The organism is Morganella sp. B601 (genome assembly GCF_051172335.1).
GTDB classification, from domain to species: domain Bacteria; phylum Pseudomonadota; class Gammaproteobacteria; order Enterobacterales; family Enterobacteriaceae; genus Morganella; species Morganella morganii.
The window spans coordinates 120739-139385 of record NZ_JBPIZE010000009.1; the positions used below are offsets into that span (position 1 = coordinate 120739).

The following is an 18647-nucleotide window of genomic DNA, read 5'->3' on the forward strand; positions in this document are numbered from 1 at the left end:
CTCCGGCTGATTCAGCCGCGGAATTGTGCCGACGGCATGATGTTGAGTGTTTCGTGTAATTCCGACCAGACAATCACAATGTCGCCGTTTTTGAGTTGCGTGTAAAGATCCGCCACTTTATCACTGAGTGATTTTTCATGTTCGCCGTAATCGGTGCCTTCGCGCAGCACCACACTTTCCAGGATACTTTCCAGTGTTTCCGGCGCGATATCCTGCCAGGGAATAATCATGGTGTCTCCTTTGCGGCCAGATGCGGCGCGAGCCATTCAGGGATGCGCTCCTCCAGCCATAAACGCGGACGGCGCCAGCTGCCGGACACAAAGCCGACATGGCCGCCGTGTTCGGTCATCTGGTACTCCACACACGGCGGCAGTTGTGACAGATCCGGCACCACTTCCTGTGCCATAAAAGGATCATCTTTGGCGTGGATGATCAGCATCGGCTTACGTACGGCAGGGAGTTTCGGCAGGGCACTGCACCGGCGGTAGTAATCCGAGGCATCGCGGAAGCCGTGGATCCGTGAGGTGATAATGTCATCAAATTCGCGGATCCGTTTAATCGCGCGGATATGCAGCAGGTTTGTCGGCAGTGAATTCGGGTAGCGAACCAGTTTGCGGGTGGCATTACGTTTCAGCCCCTTCAGCAGATACCACTGATAAAAACGGGAAAAGCCTTTTTCCATTTTGAAAGAGCACGGCTCCAGCATCAGCGGAGCGGAAACCACAATACCTGCATCCACTGCGGCATTCTCACCCTCTTCGGCGAGATAACAGGCCAGCATATTGCCGCCGAGTGAATAACCGACCGCACCGGTCGGTACTTTCCCGTAGGTATCCTGCAACCAGTTCAGCAGATAACGGGCATCTTCGGTTTCACCGGAGTGGTAAATCCGTCTGGAGCGGTTCGGCTCGCCGCTGCATCCGCGAAAATGCATGACAACCCCCAACCAGCCCTGACGGGCGGCCGCAGCCAGGATACCGTGAGCATACGGGCTGCGGAAACTGCCTTCCAGCCCGTGAAAGATGACCAGCCGTGGTTTATGGCGTGCGGTATCGGGATCTTCGCTCCATGCAAGATCAATAAAATCATCATCCGGCAGTGTCAGGCGCTGCCAGAATGGCTTTATCGTCGGTTTCCGGCGGAAAATCCGGGGCAGCAACGTTTGCAGGTGCGGATTGGTTGCCCAGGAAATCGGTTGAAAATGACTAGACATAGTTAGATTCGTAATGAAAAAACATCTCTTGTTTAATGAAAAACATACTGGTAATTTTCCGGGAAGAAAATGACCACGTTGCCGGATTACTCATGACCGCACATCTTTTTATCTCGCTTTCCGTATTTATGTTTATCGCGGCAGTCACGCCCGGCCCCAATAATATGTTACTGACCGCCTCCGGTGCACAGCTCGGCTTTCGCCGTACGCTGGTACTGATGGCTGGTATTATGCTCGGCATGCAGACGGTATTATACCTTTCAGCCTTTGGTGTTGCGGCTATTTTACTGATTTATCCCAAATTGCATACTGCTATGAAAATTGCGGGTAGTCTTTACCTTCTGTGGCTTGCCAAAAAACTGGCCACCGCACCGTATCAGCAGCTTAATGAACCGCAGGTCAGTAAGGCGGTCACCTGGTATCAGGGGACGCTGTTACAGTTTATCAATCCCAAGGCCTGGCTGATGGGACTGGGGGCTGTCGGCAGTTACAGCCTGAGCGGTGATGCGTATATGCTGTCTGTCGGGGTGATGAGTATTGTGATGGTCTCTGTGAATCTGGTTGCCGGGCTTATCTGGATCGGATTCGGTGCCTTTATCGGCCGTTTTCTGCGCAGCCGCAATGCCTGGTTCACCTTCAATATTGTGATGGGGTTACTCACCGCCGCCTGTGTGCCGCTCATCTGGTTTGAATAGCAGACATAATATAACCTGCGGAACAAAAACAGAAGCTGAATGAAAACAGCTCACAATAATCTGCCTTACTATTCCATGTGATATCATGAGTTGACGTCATACTCTTCCTGCATAAAGTGATATCATTAAATGACACCGGCAGGATAAGTAATGATTAAGATCAGTACGCTGAGTGCCAGGCACCGTAAAACGATGGCTGATATACTGACAACACCACCAAAGTCAGGAATAAAATGGGATGATGTCAGCAGCCTGATTGGTAATCTTGGCGGTAAAGTGAAAAACGGAAACGGCTCCCGCAGGAGGTTTGTTTTGATGGGGGCCGTGTACCTGACTCATCAGCCTCATCTCGGAAATGTGATGGACAAAGGGGCGGTGGCGGGTCTGAAAGAGTGGTTTGAGAATAATATTGGGGTGGAACATGATTAAAAGCACAAATATCATGACTATCGAAGGTCACCCTGCATCCGTAGCTTATGAGGATGAAATTAAGGCATTCCGCGGTAAGTTTTTGGATGTAAACGGGTATTGCGATTTTGTATCTGACAGTATTGAAGGCCTGAAAAAAGAAGGCGCAGCGTCTCTGAAGGAATTCATACAATCTTGTACTGAAGAAGGCATTGAGCCTTTTAAAGAGACTGATAAATTAAAGGCTTTTACACTGCGTTATCCGGGCTGGCTTGAGTCGCGGCTGAATGCTGCCACAACAGCGAATTCGGTCTCAAAGAACCAGTTTATTGTTCAGTTACTGGAGCAGGCGCTTATTTCCCGCTGATTTTACCCTGTCTGAATAATCATGAAAAACAGACCGCATTGCGGTCTGTTTTTTTTATCACTACAGCGAAATCAGCTTAAATCCACATTCTTACTGCCGAACAGCAGGGTAAACAGGAATCCGGCCAGATAGGCGACGAGTAACCCGCCGGTATAGACCGCCATCCCCATGAAGATACCACTGTCGGATGTCATCACCGGAATGGCGATAATCCCCGATGGCCCGAAAACGGTATTCAGCCCGACCGGATAGCCGAACCAGGCGACAAGCCCGATAAAGAACCCGCCCGCCGCACCGCCGCAACAGGCAGTGATAAACGGCTTCACGCGCGGCAGGGTCACACCGTAGATCAGCGGTTCGCCGATGCCGAGGAAGCCCGGGATAATCGCTCCGCGGATTTGATTACGCAGCACCGAGTCTTTTTTCGCACGGACATACAGTGCCAGCGCAGCACCGACCTGGCCGGCACCCGCCATGGCGAGGATCGGGAACAGGGAGTTAAAACCCTGAGTGCCGACCAGCGCGGTATACACCGGGATAAAGCCCTGGTGGATACCGAACATCACCGCAATCAGGAACAGACCGGCGAGAACCGCAGCACCGAACGGGTTGGCGTTGAGGTGCATAAACAGCCAGGACATGCCGTCAAACAGCCAGACGCCGACCGGCATAATCACAATAAAGGTCAGTGCGCCCATAATCAGCAGGGTGATGGCGGAGGTCAGAATGATATCCAGGTTCGCAGGGATAAAACGCCGCACCTGCCGCTCCACCCAGGCACCGGTGATGGTGGCGATCAGAATACCGATAATGTTACCGCGCGGGTCAATGCCGTGACCGAAGAACGTTTCCATACCGGAGTAGAAACCTTTGGTCGCCTGCGGATCATAACCGAGGATAAACAACGCCGCGATGATTGCACCGTTAACGCCGGATCCGCCGAAGGCTTTCTGCGCGTTATAGCCGATCAGGATCCCCATAAAGGTAAACAGCCCTTTGCCGAAGACCTTCATGTAACTGAGCACTTCCACGAGAGTGCCGTTCGGGGACGGATTTCCGGTGACCCAGAGCGATTCAAACAGTGTGGCAAAGCCGAGCAGCAGACCCACACCGATAAACCCGGGAATGAGCGGGGTAAAAATAGTGGCGAATTTGGCGAGAAAACGCTGTACCGGGTTTGTCTGTTTTTCTTTCAGATGCTGCTTCTGATCAGCGGCAATTTCTTTCAGGCTGCGGCTGTCCGGTTCACTGCCCGGCACATGCTCATCCAGATATTTCTGCATCAGCTCTGCGGCGGTTTGTGCTTTGCCCGGCCCCAGCACAATCTGGAACTGCTCATCACTTTCAATCACACCCAGCACGCCCTCAATTTTTTTGATGGCGATTTTATCCGCCAGCTGTGTGTTGTTCAGTGTCAGACGCAGGCGGGTCATACAGTTACCGCTCTGTGCCACGTTACCCGGACCGCCGATGGCATCCAGAATCTGTATGATGGTTGACTGACTGATTTTAGCCATGGTGATTACCTTGCGTTAAGAGTGCGCCGCGCCGGTCAGCGCGTCACGGATAAACCCCTGATGCTGTGCCAGCAGGGCTTTGGCGTCACCGGCACTCAGCTGTGCCAGGATCATCACGATGGCGGTCTTGCAGTGTCCGTCACAGGCGGCAAGGGCCTGTTCTGCGGTCGCTCTGTCACATTCCGTTGCGGCCATCACAATACGTTTCTGCCGCTCAACCAGTTTGGCGTTGGTCGCTTCCACATCCGCCATCAGGTTGCCGTACACTTTCCCGGAGCGGATCATGGCGCCGGTGGTGATCATATTGAGTATCAGTTTCTGGGCGGTTCCGGCTTTCATGCGGGAGGAACCGGTAATGACTTCCGGGCCGACCACCGGTGTGATGGCGATACCGGCCAGACGGCTCATTTCACTGTCCGGATTACAGCTGACAGCGGCAACGGTTGCGCCGAGTGACAGTGCGTATTCCATACCGCCCAGCACATAGGGGGTACGGCCGCTGGCGGCGATCCCGACTAATACATCTTTCTCACTGAAATTCAGGGCTTTCAGATCGCTCACCGCCAGTTCGCGGTTATCTTCCGCATTTTCAACGGCTTTCAGGATAGCTTTGTGACCACCGGCAATCAGACCGACTACCTGCTCTGCCGGGGTACCGAAGGTCGGCGGACACTCACTGGCATCCAGTATCCCGAGACGGCCGGAGGTACCCGCGCCCATATAAATCAGCCGTCCGCCCAGGCGGAATGCCTGTGCCACCGCATCCACCACCTGCGCCACCTGCGGCAGCGTTTTTTCCACGGCAAGGGCCACGGTCTGGTCTTCACGGTTAATCACCCGCAGCATATCTAATGTCGGCAGGCTGTCGATATCCGCGCTGGCCGGGTTGCGGCTCTCGGTAATCATTGAGGTTAAGTCAATCTTCATGCGTGATCCTTTGTATAAGATATAATCGCATGCTAGAGAATTAAATATTCTTTTTGTGTGAGAATTATCACAGAGCAATCTATTCAACTATGATGCTATAGCAGGAATATTTTTATTTCCATCATCATTTTATTTTTTATATTTAATTGAATATAAATGTATTTTTTATTAATTAGATACGTTATTTATCAGGAATAATTCGTCATTTTTGTTAAAATAATTTATTCCTTTTTTATTCTCCGCAGAAGGAAAACAGACACACATGACGATCCTGACAAAAATCAGCTGGGTAAAAGCAGAGCTGGCGACCAATCAGCAGCATATTGCCGATTTTATCCTGGCGCAGCCGGAAGAAACCGTCACACTCTCCTCCCAGGTACTGGCGGAGCGGGTGGGCGTGAGTCAGTCCGCTATAGTGAAGTTTAGTCAGAAACTGGGATTTAAGGGATTTCCGGCACTGAAAGTCGCTATCAGCGAAGAGATTGGCCGCAACCGGGTGCTGGCAGCCAATCAGCAGCAGGCGCTGCATAACCGGATAGAAGCACATGATCCGCTGCTGGTGATCGCGCAGAAACTGGCGCAGGAAAAACAGAACTCCATTACGGAAACCACACGGCGGCTCGATTTTGAACAGATGGCAGAGATTGTCGCCTGTCTGGATAATGCCCGCTGTATTCAGGTTGCCGGTATCGGCGGCTCCGGGCTGACGGCGAAAGATCTGGCCTATAAGCTCCAGAAAATCGGGCTGATGACACTGGCGGAAGCCGACCACCATATCCAGATCGCCTTTTCCCAGACGCTGACCGAAAAGGATGTGCTGGTGGTATTGTCATTCAGCGGCAAACGCAAGGATATGCTGGTCACCGCCGCCACGGCGAAAAAACAGAATGCCACGCTGATTGCGATTACCGGGAACCGTCAGTCACCGCTGGCAAAAATGGCGGATTATGTGCTGGAAACGGTCGCGGAGGAAAATGAGTGGCGCAGTTCGTCCATTTCCTCACGGACGGCGCAGAATACAGTGACGGATTTGCTGTTTATGGCGCTGTTACAGCGGCGGGAAGAGCAGGCGCGGCAGTTGGTGATCAATGCCCGCACCATGATTAACAGCCTGGACGGCTGATAAGAAAAGAGAGCGGCATTTGCCGCTCTTTATCATTTACTGGTTTTCAAATGCCTGTGTCATGGCTTCGAGGTTTTCCTGAATCTCCATCCAGGCCATTTCCGCCTCTTCCAGCTCAGCTTTGAACTGCGCCTGTTCCTGAAGACAGGTATTCAGTTCGGCTTTGCGCGACTGATCATACAGACCGCTGTCACCGAGTTTTTCCTCAATCACGGCAATGGCGTCCGATAACCGGCTCATGGTTTTTTCCAGTTTCTCAGATTCTTTGCGCAGCGGCTGAGTCTGCTGGCGGAATTCCGCTTCACGGCGTTTCTGCTCTTTGCGATCCTGCGCGGTGACGGTATTTTTTTCCTCACTGTTTTCCGCCGCCGGCTCTGCACTCTGGCGCATCTGTTTCTGGCTGTCTGCCAGCCAGCGCTGATAATCATCCAGATCGCCGTCAAACGGCTCGACCTGACCATCATGCACCAGATACAGATCATCGGTGGTGGATCGCAGCAGGTGACGATCGTGGGAAACCACGACGATCGCGCCCTCAAATTCGATCAGGGCTTCGGTCAGTGCCTGGCGCATATCCAGATCCAGGTGGTTGGTCGGTTCATCGAGCAGCAGCAGGTTCGGGCGCTGCCAGATAATCATCGCCAGTACCAGACGCGCTTTTTCCCCGCCGGAGAAACGACCGGTGTTATCGGTCACCTGATCACCTTTGAAACCATAACCGCCGAGGTAATCGCGCAGTTGCTGTTCGGTCTGATCCGGTGCCAGGCGCACCATATGCTGTAACGGGGATTCATCCGCCCGTAAAAATTCCAGCTGATGCTGGGCGAAGTAACCCAGTTTGATGCCTTTGGCGAGACCAATTTTGCCCTGTAACGGCTCCAGTTCACCGGCGAGCATTTTAATCAGGGTGGATTTACCTGCGCCGTTACGGCCGAGCAGGCCGATACGCGAACCGGGCACCAGGTTCAGTTTGATATTATCCAGTACCACTTTCTCACCGTATCCGGCGCTGACTTTTTCCATTTTCAGCAGCGGGTTCGGCAGTGCTTCAGGCGGACGGAAACTGAAACGGAACGGGTTATCCGCCAGTGCCGGGGCAATCATCTCCATGCGCTCCAGCATTTTCAGACGGCTCTGCGCCTGTTTGGCTTTGGTCGCCTGAGCGCGGAAACGATCGACATATTTCTGCAGATGTGCGCGGCGTAACTGCTGGCTTTCATACTGTGCCTGCTGCTGGGCCATTTTCTCGGCGCGCTGCACCTCAAAGGAGGAGTAGTTACCGGTGTATTCAAACAGGCCGTTTTGTTCAATGTGCAGGACTTTATCAATGATCGGATCGAGGAAATCACGGTCATGGGAGATCAGAATCAGGGTGCCGGGATAGCTTTTCAGCCATTTTTCCAGCCAGATCACAGCGTCGAGATCCAGGTGGTTGGTCGGTTCATCGAGCAGCAGCAGATCAGAGCGGCAAATCAGTGCCTGTGCCAGGTTCAGGCGCATCCGCCAGCCCCCGGAAAAGGCCCGTACCGGCGTGTCCAGTTGTTCCTGCGAGAATCCCAGCCCGTGCAGCAGTGTGGCGGCACGGGAACGGATAGTCCAGGCATCGAGGGTATCGAGCTGACCGTGGATCACGGCAATGGCGTGGCCGTCATTCTGTTCATTCGCCTGCTGTAATTTTGCCTCAAGCTCACGGAATTCGCGGTCACCGTCAATGACATACTCGATCGCCGGTTCATCCAGTGCCGGGGTTTCCTGGTTAACCCAGGCCATGGACCAGTTTCCCGGAAATGACACACTGCCTGCCTCGGCCTGTAATTCGCCCTTAAGCAGTGCCAGCAGCGTGGATTTACCGCAGCCGTTTTTTCCCACCAGTCCGACTTTCTGGCCCGGATTGATGGTGGCCGTTGCGTTGTCGAGCAGAACACGGACGCCGCGGCGAACCTGAAGTGAAGAGAAAACAATCATAAATATCGATAGGGTAAGTAATTGAGAGTAAAATTAATGTAATTCGTGCGTTGTCAGCAGCAAATCACCCGTCAGCAGGCGAGGAGTATCGTTGCAGCGGGCATAGTAGCGAAAATCACAAAGATTCTCACGTTTTTAAGAGGAAGTGATGATAAATAATCCGACCATATTACTGATTTACGCCCATCCGGAACCGCATCACTCCATCGCCAACAAGGCGCTTATCTCTGCGGCGTCGGAACTCGGGCATGTGACGGTGCACGACCTGTACGGCACCTATCCGGACTTTTTTATCGATATCCGCCATGAACAGGAACTGCTGCGGCAGCACGACATCATTGTGTTTCAGCACCCGCTGTACACTTACAGTTGCCCTGCGCTGCTGAAAGAGTGGTTTGACCGCGTGCTGACCCGTGATTTCTCCGGTGAGCAGGGCGGCAGACAGCTGTCCGGCAAATACTGGCGTCAGGTGATCACCACCGGGGAACCGGCGGAAGCTTATCAGCACGGCGGCTATAACCGTTTTCCGATCAGCGAGTTACTGAGACCGTTTGAGCTGACGGCGGCACTGTGTGAAATGCACTGGCTGGCACCGGTTATTCTCTATGCCGCGCGCCGCCAGGGAAAAGCCATGCTGCATGAGCAGGCGCAGGCGTATTGTGACTGGCTTCGGGCACCGCAACTGACCGGAGGGCGTAAAAATGGAGCCAACTGACGGCAACCTGCTGCATGCAGGCATTGTGTTTCTCGCGGCAGCCGTGGTGATGGTGCCGGTGGCGCAGCGGCTGCGTATCGGCGCGGTACTGGGGTATCTGCTGGCAGGGATTGCTATCGGCCCGTGGGGGCTGGGCTTTATCAAGAACGTCAATGAGCTGCTGCACTTCTCTGAACTTGGTGTGGTGTTCCTGATGTTTCTTATCGGGCTGGAGCTGAATCCGCGTGAGCTGTGGAAACTGCGGCGATCTATTTTCGGTACCGGCACCGCGCAGGTGGTGTTCTCCGCCCTGATCCTCGGGGTACTGCTCTGGCTGACGGATTTCTCCTGGCAGGCGGCAGTGGTCGGCGGGCTGGGAATGGCGATGTCCTCCACGGCGATGGCGTTACAGCTGATGGATGAAAAGGGCATGACCAACAACGACAGCGGTCAGATGGGATTCTCAGTGCTGCTGTTCCAGGATATGGCGGTGATCCCTATCCTTGCGGTTATTCCTCTGCTGGGCGGGGAAACGGCGGGCAGTGACTGGTATCGCATCGGTATCAAGATTCTGGCCTTTGCCGGACTGCTGATCGGCGGACGCTATCTGCTGCGGCCATTGTTCCGGCTGGTGGTAAAATCCGGGGTCAGTGAAGTCTTTACCGCCGCCTCGCTGCTGGTGGTGATAGGCTCGGCGGTGTTTATGGAGCAGCTCGGGTTTTCCATGGCGCTCGGAACATTTATCGCGGGTGTGATGCTGGCGGATACGGAATACCGCCATGAGCTGGAGATCACCATCGAGCCGTTTAAAGGGCTGCTGCTGGGGATGTTCTTCATTTCTGTCGGTATGTCACTGAATATCGGCGTGCTGTGGCAGTATCTGCCGCAAATTCTGCTGGGTGTGATTGTGCTGGTGAGTGTCAAAATGACGGTGCTGTATCTGCTGGCACATCTGACCTGCCGGCGCAGCGGGCGCTTACAGTTTGCCGGGGTGCTCAGTCAGGGCGGGGAATTTGCGTTCGTGCTGTTCTCAGCAGCGCTGGCCAGCCGAGTGATTACGGACCATCAGATGGCGCTGCTGCTGGTGGTGGTCACCCTTTCCATGATGACCACGCCGCTGCTGATGCAGGGCATCGATATGATTCTGGCGCGCCGTTACAATAATGCCGAACCGGGAACGGGCGAAACTCCGTTTGTGGAGGATAACCACCCGCATGTGATTCTGGTCGGTTTCGGGCGGATGGGGCAGGTCATCGGCCGTCTGCTGATGGCGAATAAAATACATCCGACGGTACTGGAAAAAGATGTCAGTGCGGTCAGCGCCATGCGCCGTTACGGCTATAAGGTTTATTACGGGGATGCGACAGGACTCGCATTGTTGCGCTCTGCCGGGGCAGAGACGGCAAAGGTGATTGTCATTACCTGTGATAAGCCGGAAGATACCATGACAATCGTGCAGTTGTGTCAGGAGCACTTCCCGCACCTGCAGATTATTGCCCGCGCCCGGGGACGGGTGGAGGCACACGAGCTGCTTACACACGGCGTAACACAGTTCAGCCGCGAAACCTTCTCGTCAGCGCTGGAACTGGCGCGCAAAACCCTGATCGGGCTGGGCACGCATCCGGCGGAAGCACACCGGGCGCAGCAATTATTCCGCAGGCTGGATATGCAACTGCTGCGTGAGCTTATCCCGCAGGCGGAAGAGGAAATTTCGCATATCTCCCGCGTGAAAGAGGCGCGGCGCGAGCTGGAAAATCTGTTTGATAATGAAATGAAACGGGAAAAACATCTGCCGGACAGCTGGAACCTGACGGAAGACTCACCGGGCAGCGGACGGACAGAGACAGGAGCAGAAAAATGAGTAACCGGAAACGGTTTATTGCAGGTGCGGTATGCCCTGAGTGTCAGGCGCAGGACACCCTTGCCATGTGGCGTGAGGATAATGTGGACGTGGTGCAATGTGTGCAGTGCGGCCACCTTGAGCGCCGGGCGGATGCGCATGCGGAGCAGCATGTGCGCAAAGATGAACAGGTGATTGGTATCTTTACACCGGGGGAATAACAGGCCGCTGCTTTTCACAGAGAATTTGGGGGAATTTGTCCCAAAACAGATACAGTGGCTGTAAATTCCGTTACAATCGGCGCGTTAATTAAAATCTTATCCCCCGCGGATGTGTAGGAGATACCATGAAAGTAGCAAAAGACCTGGTAGTGAGCCTGGCTTATCAGGTAAGAACAGAAGACGGTGTATTAGTTGATGAGTCTCCGGCAAGTGCTCCGTTAGACTATCTGCACGGTCGCGGCGCGCTGATCAGCGGGCTGGAAAGTGCACTGGACGGCCGTGTTGCCGGTGATGTGTTCGACGTCGATGTCGGCGCAAACGACGCCTACGGTCAGTATGACGAAAACCTGGTTCAGCGCGTACCGAAAGACGTTTTCGTCGGTGTTGATGAGCTGGAAGTCGGCATGCGTTTCCTGGCAGACACCGATATGGGTCCTGTGCCGGTCGAAATCACCGGTATCGAAGGTGACGAAGTGATCGTTGACGGCAACCATATGCTGGCCGGTCAGAACCTGAAATTCCACGTCGAAGTTATCGGTGTGCGTGAAGCAACAGCAGAAGAGCTGGAGCACGGTCACGTTCACGGTGAAGAAGGCGGCTGCTGCGGTGGTCACGACCACGGCGAAGAAGGCGGTTGCTGCGGCGGCGGTCACGGCCACGACCATGATCACGAACACGGTGAAGGCGGCTGCTGCGGCGGCGGTGGTCACGGTAAAGGTCACGGCCACGGTAACGGCGGCTGCGGTTGTCACTGATAACCCGCATCTGAACCGGACAAAAAAGCGCATTCCTGACGGATGCGCTTTTTTTATGCCTGCGGTTTATCAGTAGTGCGGCGGCGGCACTTCTTCAGACAGCGGTGCCACATTTGAGCCAGGGGTGGCTTTCAGGCGTTCGGTCAGCAGGCGGAGCCTTTCATTCAGCCGGGTGATATCCATCTGCTGCTGTGTTACCACCTGATTGAGTTCCTCAATGGTCAGGTCCTGAAAGGCGGTTTTGCTTTCAAGTTGTTCGAGGCGTTGTTCAAGTTCCAAAAGGTCCATCGTTTTCTCCTGTCTGAGACGGGGATTACTGTGTAAAAGTATGTAATATTCCTGTGAAATACACTTAGTGTGAGAGGATATCTTTTATTGGGGGGTTACTATGAAACCTCTTTTTGCTAAGGTTGTCTCAGCATCACAAAACCGTGACATTATGATGTCGCCCGGTGACGGCTGCAAGGACTCTCTGACGTGATCTGCTGTGCGGTACGTCCTGTAACTGTTGCAAAACTTATGGAGAAAAGGATGAAATCACTGTTTAAAGCGACTGTTGTCGCAACCTCGCTGGCAATGACATTAGGTATGTCACAGGCTTATGCGGATACCGCGCCGAAAAAAGAAGAAGTGAAACTGAACAGCGCATTTAAAACCGCAAGTCAGCAGAATGCTTATGCGCTGGGTGCGTCACTGGGCCGTTATATGGAAAATGCCCTGAATGAGCAGAAATCCATTGGCCTGGATCTGGATCGCGATCAGATGATGGCGGGTGTTCAGGATGCATTCAATAACAAAAGCAAACTGAGTGATGAAGAGATCAACCAGACGCTGCGCGGCTTTGAAGAGCAGGTGAAAGGTGCCGCTCAGGAAAAAATGGCGCGTGAGGCGACTGAAAACAAAGCAGCCGGTGACAAATACCGTGCCGCATTCGCCAAAGAAAAAGGCGTTGAAAAAACCAAGAGCGGTGTGCTCTACAAATCTGAAAAAGACGGTAACGGCGCATCTCCGAAAGAGACTGACACTGTTGTTGTTCACTATAAAGGCGCATTAATTGACGGTACCCAGTTTGACAGCTCTTACGACCGTAACGAGCCGCTGACTATCCGTCTGGACAGCGTAATTAAAGGCTGGACCGAAGGTCTGAAGCAGATGAAGAAAGGCGGTAAAGCCAAACTGGTCATCCCGCCGGAAGCAGCTTACGGCACCGACGGTGTTCCGGGGATCCCTGCCAACTCCACCCTGGTCTTTGACGTCGAGTTACTGGATATCAAACCTGCGGCCAAATAAGCCCTGCTGATACCGGAAACTGACAAAAACCCGCGCCTTGTTGTGCGGGTTTTTGTTTCCGCCACGGTCAGGATTATGAAAAATTTGCAAAACATCCGTGTTTTTTTGTATTTTTTACCAGAATTTGATCACCTCAGGCGCAAAACGGCCTGTTTTTCGCTATAACTTAACATGCGGGTACCTGCACAGAACCGGAAGCCCGTCATTTGCTGCTTTCCTGCATCCCGGAAATCCGAGTATATAATTGACAGATGATGACAGGGTAATCCTCCTCCTGCAGTGAAAGATTACAGATGAGTAAAACCAACGACGTTCACACGTTACAAAGAGTGGTGTATTAAATGTCTAACCCAGTATTATTTAATGACAATGATTCGGATTACATTGTAAATCATCCGTTTACTGAAACGGATTATGAAATCCTGAAATCCTATGAGGCGGCTGTTGATGGCCTGGCGCTGCTCATCGGTGAGCACTGTGAAATCGTTCTCCACTCACTGGAAGACCTGAAGCGCTCAGCGGTGAAGATCGCAAACGGTCATCACACCGGCCGTAAAGTCGGTTCCCCGATTACCGACCTCGCGTTGCGCATGCTGCACGACATTACAGATGAAGACTGCAGCACCTCGAAAGCCTATTTCACGCGGGCGAAAACCGGGGCACTGATGAAATCGCTGACGATTGCTATCCGCAATAAATCACGCCGTATCATCGGGCTGCTGTGTATTAACATGAACCTGGATGTGCCGTTCTCCCAGATAGTTCAGACGTTTATCCCGAAAGAGCTGGCAGAAGAGACCTCCAATGTGAACTTCGCCTCTTCCGTTGAAGACCTGGTGGCACAGACGCTGGAACAGACGATTGAAGAAGTGAATGCCGACCGCAACGTGGCAAACAACGCGAAGAACAAACAGGTGGTACTGAACCTGTATGAGAAAGGGATATTTGATATCAAAGATGCCATCAACCTTGTGGCGGTGCGTCTGAATATCTCCAAACACACGGTTTATCTCTACATCCGCCAGTTTAAAAACGGCGAGTAAGGCAGCACGGAGCAATGACACCGTTATCTTACTGCCTGCTGGTCACCGGCCCGGCCTACGGCACACAGCGTGCCGGCAGCGCGTTGCTGTTTGCACAGCATGTGATTGCGGCCGGACACCGGATTCAGTGTGTGTTTTTTTACCGCGAAGGGGTCAGCAACGCCAATGTGCTGACATCACCGGCCGGGGACGAAACCGACATGATACGTCAGTGGCAGCAGCTTGCCCGCGATAACGGTATTCAGCTGGCAGTCTGTGTGGCAGCGGCGCTGCGCCGCGGTGTCACCGATGCCGCACAGGCGGAGTCACTGAAACTGGCAGCAGCCAATCTGGCGGACGGTTTTTCCCTCAGCGGCCTGGGAACTCTGGCGGAAGCCATGATGACCTGTGATCGCGTTATCCAGTTTTAGGGAGATCCGGTGAAACGTATCGCATTTGTTTTCAGAAGTGCACCTCACGGCAGCAGCAGCGGCCGGGAAGGGCTGGATGCACTGCTGGCAACCAGTAATTATACGGAAGAGGTTGCGGCCTTTTTTGTGTCTGACGGGGTATTTCAGTTATTACCGGAACAGACACCGGCAAAAATCCTCGCCCGTGATTATATCTCCACCTTCAAAGTCCTGCCGCTGTACGATATCGGTGAGTGCTACTGCTGTGCGGAGGATATGGCTGCACGCGGGTTATCCCCGGAGACGGCGTATATCCTGCCGGTTACCTGCCTGAGTGCGGCGGAACTGGCCCGGAAACTGGCGGCATTTGACGCCGTGGTGTCATTTTGATCTACTTACGGTGAGCAAGATGCTATATACTGTCAGCCAATCGCCATTTCGTACTGATATCCAATCATTACTGAATCTGTTATCCCCTGAGGATGACATCCTTTTTACCGAAGATGGCGTAATCGCAGCAACGGAAGGTAACCCGTTGTTGCAGGCGCTTATTCAGTCGGGTCATATTCCCTGTGTGTTGCGGGAGGATGCCGAAGCACGCGGTTTATTACCGTTCCTTTCGGGCAAAGTGAGAATCACAGACTATACTGGTTTTGTGGAGCTCACGGTCACACACACGCAACATTTTGCGTGGGAATAGCAAATATCATTGTATATTTCTTGACACCCTGTTGCGTCAGCAATAAAATTTCGCGTCCTCGTGTTTTGTCTTTGACAGATACGAGGCACAAATCCGTGTTTACGAAGCAAAAAACCAGGAGCTTTTTTTATAATGGCAACGATTAATCAGCTGGTTCGCAAATCCCGTAGCTCGAAAGTTGTGAAAAGCAACGTTCCTGCACTGGAAGCATGCCCGCAAAAACGTGGCGTATGTACTCGTGTATATACCACCACACCTAAAAAACCTAACTCAGCACTGCGTAAAGTATGCCGTGTACGTTTAACCAACGGTTTTGAAGTTTCTTCATACATCGGTGGTGAAGGTCATAACCTGCAGGAACACAGCGTGATCCTGATCCGCGGTGGTCGTGTTAAAGACTTACCGGGTGTTCGCTACCACACTGTTCGCGGCGCACTGGACTGTTCCGGTGTTAAAGACCGTAAACAAGCTCGTTCTAAGTACGGTGTGAAGAAGCCAAAAGCTTAATGGTTCTCCGTTAAGTAAGGCCAAACATTTATCGCATTAATGTCAAATAAACTCATTGAGTTTTGGACAACCCTGAATTAACAACGGAGTATTTCCATGCCACGTCGTCGTGTAATTGGTCAACGTAAAATTCTGCCAGATCCTAAGTTCGGATCAGAGCTGCTGGCCAAATTTGTAAATATCCTGATGGTAGACGGTAAAAAATCTACCGCAGAATCAATCGTATATACCGCGCTTGAGACCCTGGCTCAGCGTTCAGGTAAAGAGCACCTGGAAGCATTCGAAATCGCACTGGATAACGTGCGTCCGACTGTCGAAGTTAAGTCCCGCCGTGTTGGTGGTTCTACTTACCAGGTGCCGGTTGAAGTTCGTCCGGTCCGCCGTAATGCATTAGCAATGCGCTGGATCGTTGAAGCTGCCCGTAAACGCGGTGATAAGTCCATGGCTCTGCGCCTGGCAAATGAATTATCCGATGCAGCTGAAAACAAAGGCACTGCCGTTAAGAAACGTGAAGACGTTCACCGTATGGCAGAAGCTAACAAGGCGTTCGCACACTACCGTTGGTAATCAAACCGTAGTGAATTGTGTATAGGGTAGCCGTAAGGCTGCCCGACCAAATTAAACGAACGTCCAAGAGAGAGGAAAAAATGGCTCGTCAAACACCCATTTCACGTTACCGTAATATCGGTATCAGTGCACATATCGACGCCGGTAAAACCACCACAACAGAACGTATTCTGTTTTATACAGGTGTGAACCATAAAATTGGTGAGACCCACGAAGGTTCAGCAACGATGGACTGGATGGAGCAGGAACAAGAGCGTGGTATTACTATCACCTCCGCAGCAACCACTGCGTTCTGGTCCGGTATGGGCAAACAATTTGAACCACACCGCATCAACATCATCGACACCCCGGGGCACGTTGACTTCACAATCGAAGTAGAACGTTCCATGCGTGTTCTTGATGGTGCTGTAATGGTTTACTGTGCCGTTGGTGGTGTTCAGCCACAGTCTGAAACCGTATGGCGCCAGGCAAACAAATATCATGTACCTCGTATCGCGTTCGTTAACAAAATGGACCGTATGGGTGCAAACTTCCTGAAAGTTGTTGATCAGATCAAAACCCGCTTAGCGGCTACTCCGGTTCCTCTTCAGTTAGCTATCGGCGCTGAAGAATCATTCACCGGTGTTGTTGACCTGGTTAAAATGAAAGCGATTCAGTGGAGTGAAGAAGACCAGGGCGTTACCTTCGTCTACGAAGATATCCCGGCAAACATGAAGGAATTAGCTGACGAGTGGCACCAGAATCTGGTTGAAGCCGCAGCTGAAGCTTCAGAAGAGCTGATGGAAAAATATCTCGGCGGTGAAGAACTGACTGAAGCTGAAATCAAATCAGCATTACGTCAGCGCGTACTGGCGAACGAAATTATCCTGGTAACCTGTGGTTCTGCATTTAAGAACAAAGGTGTTCAGGCGATGCTGGATGCGGTTGTTGAGTACCTGCCATCTCCGACAGAAGTTCCTGCAATTAAAGGTATTCTGGACGACGGTAAAGATACCCCGGCTGAGCGTCACTCTTCTGATGAAGAGCCGTTTGCATCTCTGGCATTTAAAATTGCAACCGACCCGTTCGTGGGTAACCTGACGTTCTTCCGCGTGTACTCCGGTGTTGTTAACTCCGGTGATACCGTACTGAACCCGGTTAAATCCAAGAAAGAACGTTTCGGCCGTATCGTTCAGATGCACGCTAACAAACGTGAAGAGATTAAAGAAGTTCGCGCTGGTGACATCGCGGCTGCTATCGGTCTGAAAGACGTCACTACAGGTGATACTCTGTGTGCGATTGATGCACCAATCATCCTGGAGCGTATGGAATTCCCTGAGCCGGTAATCTCCGTTGCAATCGAGCCGAAAACCAAAGCTGACCAGGAAAAAATGGGTATCGCACTGGGCCGTCTGGCACAGGAAGATCCATCATTCCGCGTATCAAGTGATGAAGAGACTAACCAGACTATCATCGCCGGTATGGGTGAATTACACCTGGACGTTCTGGTCGACCGTATGCGTCGTGAGTTCAAAGTTGAAGCGAACGTGGGTAAACCACAGGTTGCTTACCGCGAAGCAATCACTATGAAAGTGACTGATATCGAAGGTAAACACGCTAAACAGTCCGGTGGTCGTGGTCAGTACGGTCATGTTGTTATCGACATGTACCCGCTGAACAAGAAAGATGCCGAAGGCGTCAACATGGAATACGAATTTGTCAACGAAATCAAAGGTGGTGTGATCCCTGGTGAATACATCCCTGCGGTTGACAAAGGTATCCAGGAGCAGCTGAAATCTGGTCCGTTAGCAGGCTACCCTGTTGTTAACATGGGTGTTCGTCTGCACTTCGGTTCATACCATGATGTTGACTCCTCTGAACTGGCGTTTAAACTGGCAGCATCTCTGGCGTTTAAAGACGGCTTCAAAAAAGCGAAACCAGTTCTGCTGGAACCAATCATGAAAGTTGAGGTGGAAACACCGGAAGACTACATGGGTGACGTCATTGGTGACCTGAACCGTCGTCGCGGTATGATCGAAGGTATGGATGACATGCCTACCGGTAAAATCGTCCGTGCGCAAGTGCCACTGTCTGAAATGTTTGGTTATGCAACTGACCTGCGTTCACAGACTCAGGGCCGTGCTTCTTACTCCATGGAATTCCTGAAGTATAATGAAGCGCCAAACAACGTAGCTCAGGCTGTTATTGAAGCTCGTAATGCAAAATAATCGGTAATTTACCGGTTTAACTCGTTAATTTCAGTCCCTTCTCACAGTGAAGAAGGGACTTCATAAGGAATAGAGTCGTGTCTAAAGAAAAATTTGAACGTACGAAACCGCACGTTAACGTTGGTACTATCGGCCACGTTGACCACGGTAAAACTACCCTGACTGCTGCAATCACCACCGTTCTGGCAAAAACCTACGGCGGTAACGCTCGTGCATTCG

23 protein-coding genes are annotated in these 18647 nt (G+C 52.3%); 17 read left to right on the forward strand and 6 right to left on the reverse strand.

Features of this window, described 5'->3' with window-relative positions; all coding sequences use genetic code 11:
• Positions 1 to 11: 11 nt before the first annotated feature.
• Positions 12 to 230: a YheU family protein gene (locus ACSBQN_RS18250; RefSeq protein WP_004236514.1), complete on the reverse strand. Its 219-nt coding sequence runs from the start codon at positions 228 to 230 to the stop codon at positions 12 to 14.
• Positions 227 to 1213: a hydrolase gene (locus tag ACSBQN_RS18255; RefSeq protein WP_015422410.1), complete on the reverse strand. Its 987-nt coding sequence runs from the start codon at positions 1211 to 1213 to the stop codon at positions 227 to 229. The genes ACSBQN_RS18250 and ACSBQN_RS18255 overlap by 4 nt, the downstream gene beginning before the upstream one ends.
• Before the next feature lie 92 nt (positions 1214 to 1305).
• On the opposite strand from ACSBQN_RS18255, the gene ACSBQN_RS18260 reads away from it, so the two are divergent.
• The 3 genes from ACSBQN_RS18260 to ACSBQN_RS18270 all read left to right on the forward strand — a co-directional run bounded on the left by ACSBQN_RS18260 (position 1306) and on the right by ACSBQN_RS18270 (position 2683).
• Complete coding sequence (locus tag ACSBQN_RS18260) at positions 1306 to 1908, forward strand: LysE family translocator (RefSeq protein ID WP_354633011.1); 603 nt, start codon at positions 1306 to 1308, stop codon at positions 1906 to 1908.
• 150 nt (positions 1909 to 2058) lie between these two features.
• Entirely contained in the window at positions 2059 to 2337 is a 279-nt protein-coding gene (locus ACSBQN_RS18265) for a toxin HicA (protein ID WP_354633010.1), read from the forward strand.
• Positions 2330 to 2683 carry a type II toxin-antitoxin system HicB family antitoxin gene (locus ACSBQN_RS18270; protein WP_024473595.1) on the forward strand — a complete coding sequence of 118 codons (354 nt, stop codon included), beginning with the start codon at positions 2330 to 2332 and terminating at the stop codon, positions 2681 to 2683. The genes ACSBQN_RS18265 and ACSBQN_RS18270 overlap by 8 nt, the downstream gene beginning before the upstream one ends.
• Before the next feature lie 71 nt (positions 2684 to 2754).
• On the opposite strand, the gene murP is transcribed toward ACSBQN_RS18270, so the two are convergent.
• Complete coding sequence (gene murP / locus ACSBQN_RS18275) at positions 2755 to 4200, reverse strand: PTS N-acetylmuramic acid transporter subunit IIBC (RefSeq protein WP_024473594.1); 1446 nt, start codon at positions 4198 to 4200, stop codon at positions 2755 to 2757.
• 15 nt (positions 4201 to 4215) lie between these two features.
• Positions 4216 to 5127, reverse strand: coding sequence for an N-acetylmuramic acid 6-phosphate etherase (gene murQ / locus ACSBQN_RS18280; RefSeq protein ID WP_024473593.1), 912 nt, complete (start codon positions 5125 to 5127; stop codon positions 4216 to 4218).
• Between the two features lie 262 nt (positions 5128 to 5389).
• Here murQ and ACSBQN_RS18285 point away from each other — a divergent pair, with 262 nt between their 5' ends.
• A complete protein-coding gene (locus ACSBQN_RS18285; RefSeq protein ID WP_152696967.1) occupies positions 5390 to 6250 on the forward strand; it encodes an SIS domain-containing protein in 861 nt (286 codons plus the stop codon).
• A gap of 36 nt (positions 6251 to 6286) precedes the next feature.
• Here ACSBQN_RS18285 and ACSBQN_RS18290 read toward each other — a convergent pair whose 3' ends face one another.
• Positions 6287 to 8215, reverse strand: coding sequence for an ABC transporter ATP-binding protein (locus ACSBQN_RS18290; RefSeq protein ID WP_201893560.1), 1929 nt, complete (start codon positions 8213 to 8215; stop codon positions 6287 to 6289).
• Between the two features lie 148 nt (positions 8216 to 8363).
• Between ACSBQN_RS18290 and kefG the strand changes: the two genes are divergently transcribed.
• From kefG to slyD, 4 genes are all read left to right on the forward strand, one after another.
• The gene (gene kefG / locus ACSBQN_RS18295; protein ID WP_036409074.1) at positions 8364 to 8930 is read left to right on the forward strand and encodes a glutathione-regulated potassium-efflux system ancillary protein KefG; all 567 of its coding nucleotides are present in this window, start codon (positions 8364 to 8366) and stop codon (positions 8928 to 8930) included.
• Complete coding sequence (gene kefB, locus ACSBQN_RS18300) at positions 8917 to 10770, forward strand: glutathione-regulated potassium-efflux system protein KefB (RefSeq protein ID WP_024473590.1); 1854 nt, start codon at positions 8917 to 8919, stop codon at positions 10768 to 10770. Before kefG ends, kefB begins: the two co-directional genes overlap by 14 nt.
• On the forward strand, positions 10767 to 10970 hold the full coding sequence (locus tag ACSBQN_RS18305) for a YheV family putative zinc ribbon protein (RefSeq protein WP_004236505.1): 204 nt from the start codon (positions 10767 to 10769) through the stop codon (positions 10968 to 10970). Before kefB ends, ACSBQN_RS18305 begins: the two co-directional genes overlap by 4 nt.
• Before the next feature lie 125 nt (positions 10971 to 11095).
• Positions 11096 to 11725 (forward strand): peptidylprolyl isomerase, encoded by a 630-nt coding sequence (gene slyD / locus ACSBQN_RS18310; protein ID WP_024473588.1) that lies wholly within the window; start codon positions 11096 to 11098, stop codon positions 11723 to 11725.
• Positions 11726 to 11794: 69 nt separating this feature from the next.
• On the opposite strand, the gene ACSBQN_RS18315 is transcribed toward slyD, so the two are convergent.
• Positions 11795 to 12013, reverse strand: coding sequence for a SlyX family protein (locus ACSBQN_RS18315; protein ID WP_004240722.1), 219 nt, complete (start codon positions 12011 to 12013; stop codon positions 11795 to 11797).
• Positions 12014 to 12256: 243 nt separating this feature from the next.
• Between ACSBQN_RS18315 and fkpA the strand changes: the two genes are divergently transcribed.
• The 9 genes from fkpA to ACSBQN_RS18360 all read left to right on the forward strand — a co-directional run.
• Positions 12257 to 13015 (forward strand): FKBP-type peptidyl-prolyl cis-trans isomerase, encoded by a 759-nt coding sequence (gene fkpA / locus ACSBQN_RS18320; RefSeq protein ID WP_004240721.1) that lies wholly within the window; start codon positions 12257 to 12259, stop codon positions 13013 to 13015.
• A gap of 341 nt (positions 13016 to 13356) precedes the next feature.
• Positions 13357 to 14058: a helix-turn-helix transcriptional regulator gene (locus tag ACSBQN_RS18325; RefSeq protein WP_004236501.1), complete on the forward strand. Its 702-nt coding sequence runs from the start codon at positions 13357 to 13359 to the stop codon at positions 14056 to 14058.
• Between the two features lie 14 nt (positions 14059 to 14072).
• Complete coding sequence (tusD, locus tag ACSBQN_RS18330) at positions 14073 to 14468, forward strand: sulfurtransferase complex subunit TusD (protein WP_024473587.1); 396 nt, start codon at positions 14073 to 14075, stop codon at positions 14466 to 14468.
• A 9-nt stretch (positions 14469 to 14477) separates the two neighbouring features.
• Positions 14478 to 14837, forward strand: coding sequence for a sulfurtransferase complex subunit TusC (gene tusC / locus ACSBQN_RS18335; protein WP_024473586.1), 360 nt, complete (start codon positions 14478 to 14480; stop codon positions 14835 to 14837).
• A gap of 19 nt (positions 14838 to 14856) precedes the next feature.
• Positions 14857 to 15147 carry a sulfurtransferase complex subunit TusB gene (gene tusB / locus ACSBQN_RS18340; RefSeq protein WP_024473585.1) on the forward strand — a complete coding sequence of 97 codons (291 nt, stop codon included), beginning with the start codon at positions 14857 to 14859 and terminating at the stop codon, positions 15145 to 15147.
• A gap of 132 nt (positions 15148 to 15279) precedes the next feature.
• Positions 15280 to 15654 carry a 30S ribosomal protein S12 gene (gene rpsL, locus ACSBQN_RS18345; protein WP_004236497.1) on the forward strand — a complete coding sequence of 125 codons (375 nt, stop codon included), beginning with the start codon at positions 15280 to 15282 and terminating at the stop codon, positions 15652 to 15654.
• Between the two features lie 96 nt (positions 15655 to 15750).
• Entirely contained in the window at positions 15751 to 16221 is a 471-nt protein-coding gene (gene rpsG / locus ACSBQN_RS18350) for a 30S ribosomal protein S7 (RefSeq protein ID WP_004240719.1), read from the forward strand.
• A gap of 80 nt (positions 16222 to 16301) precedes the next feature.
• A complete protein-coding gene (gene fusA / locus ACSBQN_RS18355) occupies positions 16302 to 18428 on the forward strand; it encodes an elongation factor G (protein WP_024473584.1) in 2127 nt (708 codons plus the stop codon).
• A 77-nt stretch (positions 18429 to 18505) separates the two neighbouring features.
• Positions 18506 to 18647 (forward strand): GTP-binding protein (locus ACSBQN_RS18360; RefSeq protein WP_072161945.1); only part of this gene is annotated, 142 nt, incomplete at its 3' end.

Excerpts from the sequence above, each read along its gene's own strand:
- ACSBQN_RS18250 (WP_004236514.1), bottom strand. The coding sequence starts at position 230 with ATGATTATTCCCTGGCAGGATATCGCGCCGGAAACACTGGAAAGTATC.
- ACSBQN_RS18255 (WP_015422410.1), bottom strand. The coding sequence starts at position 1,213 with ATGTCTAGTCATTTTCAACCGATTTCCTGGGCAACCAATCCGCACCTG.
- ACSBQN_RS18260 (WP_354633011.1), top strand. The coding sequence starts at position 1,306 with ATGACCGCACATCTTTTTATCTCGCTTTCCGTATTTATGTTTATCGCG.
- ACSBQN_RS18265 (WP_354633010.1), top strand. The coding sequence starts at position 2,059 with ATGATTAAGATCAGTACGCTGAGTGCCAGGCACCGTAAAACGATGGCT.
- ACSBQN_RS18270 (WP_024473595.1), top strand. The coding sequence starts at position 2,330 with ATGATTAAAAGCACAAATATCATGACTATCGAAGGTCACCCTGCATCC.
- murP (WP_024473594.1), bottom strand. The coding sequence starts at position 4,200 with ATGGCTAAAATCAGTCAGTCAACCATCATACAGATTCTGGATGCCATC.
- murQ (WP_024473593.1), bottom strand. The coding sequence starts at position 5,127 with ATGAAGATTGACTTAACCTCAATGATTACCGAGAGCCGCAACCCGGCC.
- ACSBQN_RS18285 (WP_152696967.1), top strand. The coding sequence starts at position 5,390 with ATGACGATCCTGACAAAAATCAGCTGGGTAAAAGCAGAGCTGGCGACC.
- ACSBQN_RS18290 (WP_201893560.1), bottom strand. The coding sequence starts at position 8,215 with ATGATTGTTTTCTCTTCACTTCAGGTTCGCCGCGGCGTCCGTGTTCTG.
- kefG (WP_036409074.1), top strand. The coding sequence starts at position 8,364 with ATGATAAATAATCCGACCATATTACTGATTTACGCCCATCCGGAACCG.
- kefB (WP_024473590.1), top strand. The coding sequence starts at position 8,917 with ATGGAGCCAACTGACGGCAACCTGCTGCATGCAGGCATTGTGTTTCTC.
- ACSBQN_RS18305 (WP_004236505.1), top strand. The coding sequence starts at position 10,767 with ATGAGTAACCGGAAACGGTTTATTGCAGGTGCGGTATGCCCTGAGTGT.
- slyD (WP_024473588.1), top strand. The coding sequence starts at position 11,096 with ATGAAAGTAGCAAAAGACCTGGTAGTGAGCCTGGCTTATCAGGTAAGA.
- ACSBQN_RS18315 (WP_004240722.1), bottom strand. The coding sequence starts at position 12,013 with ATGGACCTTTTGGAACTTGAACAACGCCTCGAACAACTTGAAAGCAAA.
- fkpA (WP_004240721.1), top strand. The coding sequence starts at position 12,257 with ATGAAATCACTGTTTAAAGCGACTGTTGTCGCAACCTCGCTGGCAATG.
- ACSBQN_RS18325 (WP_004236501.1), top strand. The coding sequence starts at position 13,357 with ATGTCTAACCCAGTATTATTTAATGACAATGATTCGGATTACATTGTA.
- tusD (WP_024473587.1), top strand. The coding sequence starts at position 14,073 with ATGACACCGTTATCTTACTGCCTGCTGGTCACCGGCCCGGCCTACGGC.
- tusB (WP_024473585.1), top strand. The coding sequence starts at position 14,857 with ATGCTATATACTGTCAGCCAATCGCCATTTCGTACTGATATCCAATCA.
- rpsL (WP_004236497.1), top strand. The coding sequence starts at position 15,280 with ATGGCAACGATTAATCAGCTGGTTCGCAAATCCCGTAGCTCGAAAGTT.
- rpsG (WP_004240719.1), top strand. The coding sequence starts at position 15,751 with ATGCCACGTCGTCGTGTAATTGGTCAACGTAAAATTCTGCCAGATCCT.
- fusA (WP_024473584.1), top strand. The coding sequence starts at position 16,302 with ATGGCTCGTCAAACACCCATTTCACGTTACCGTAATATCGGTATCAGT.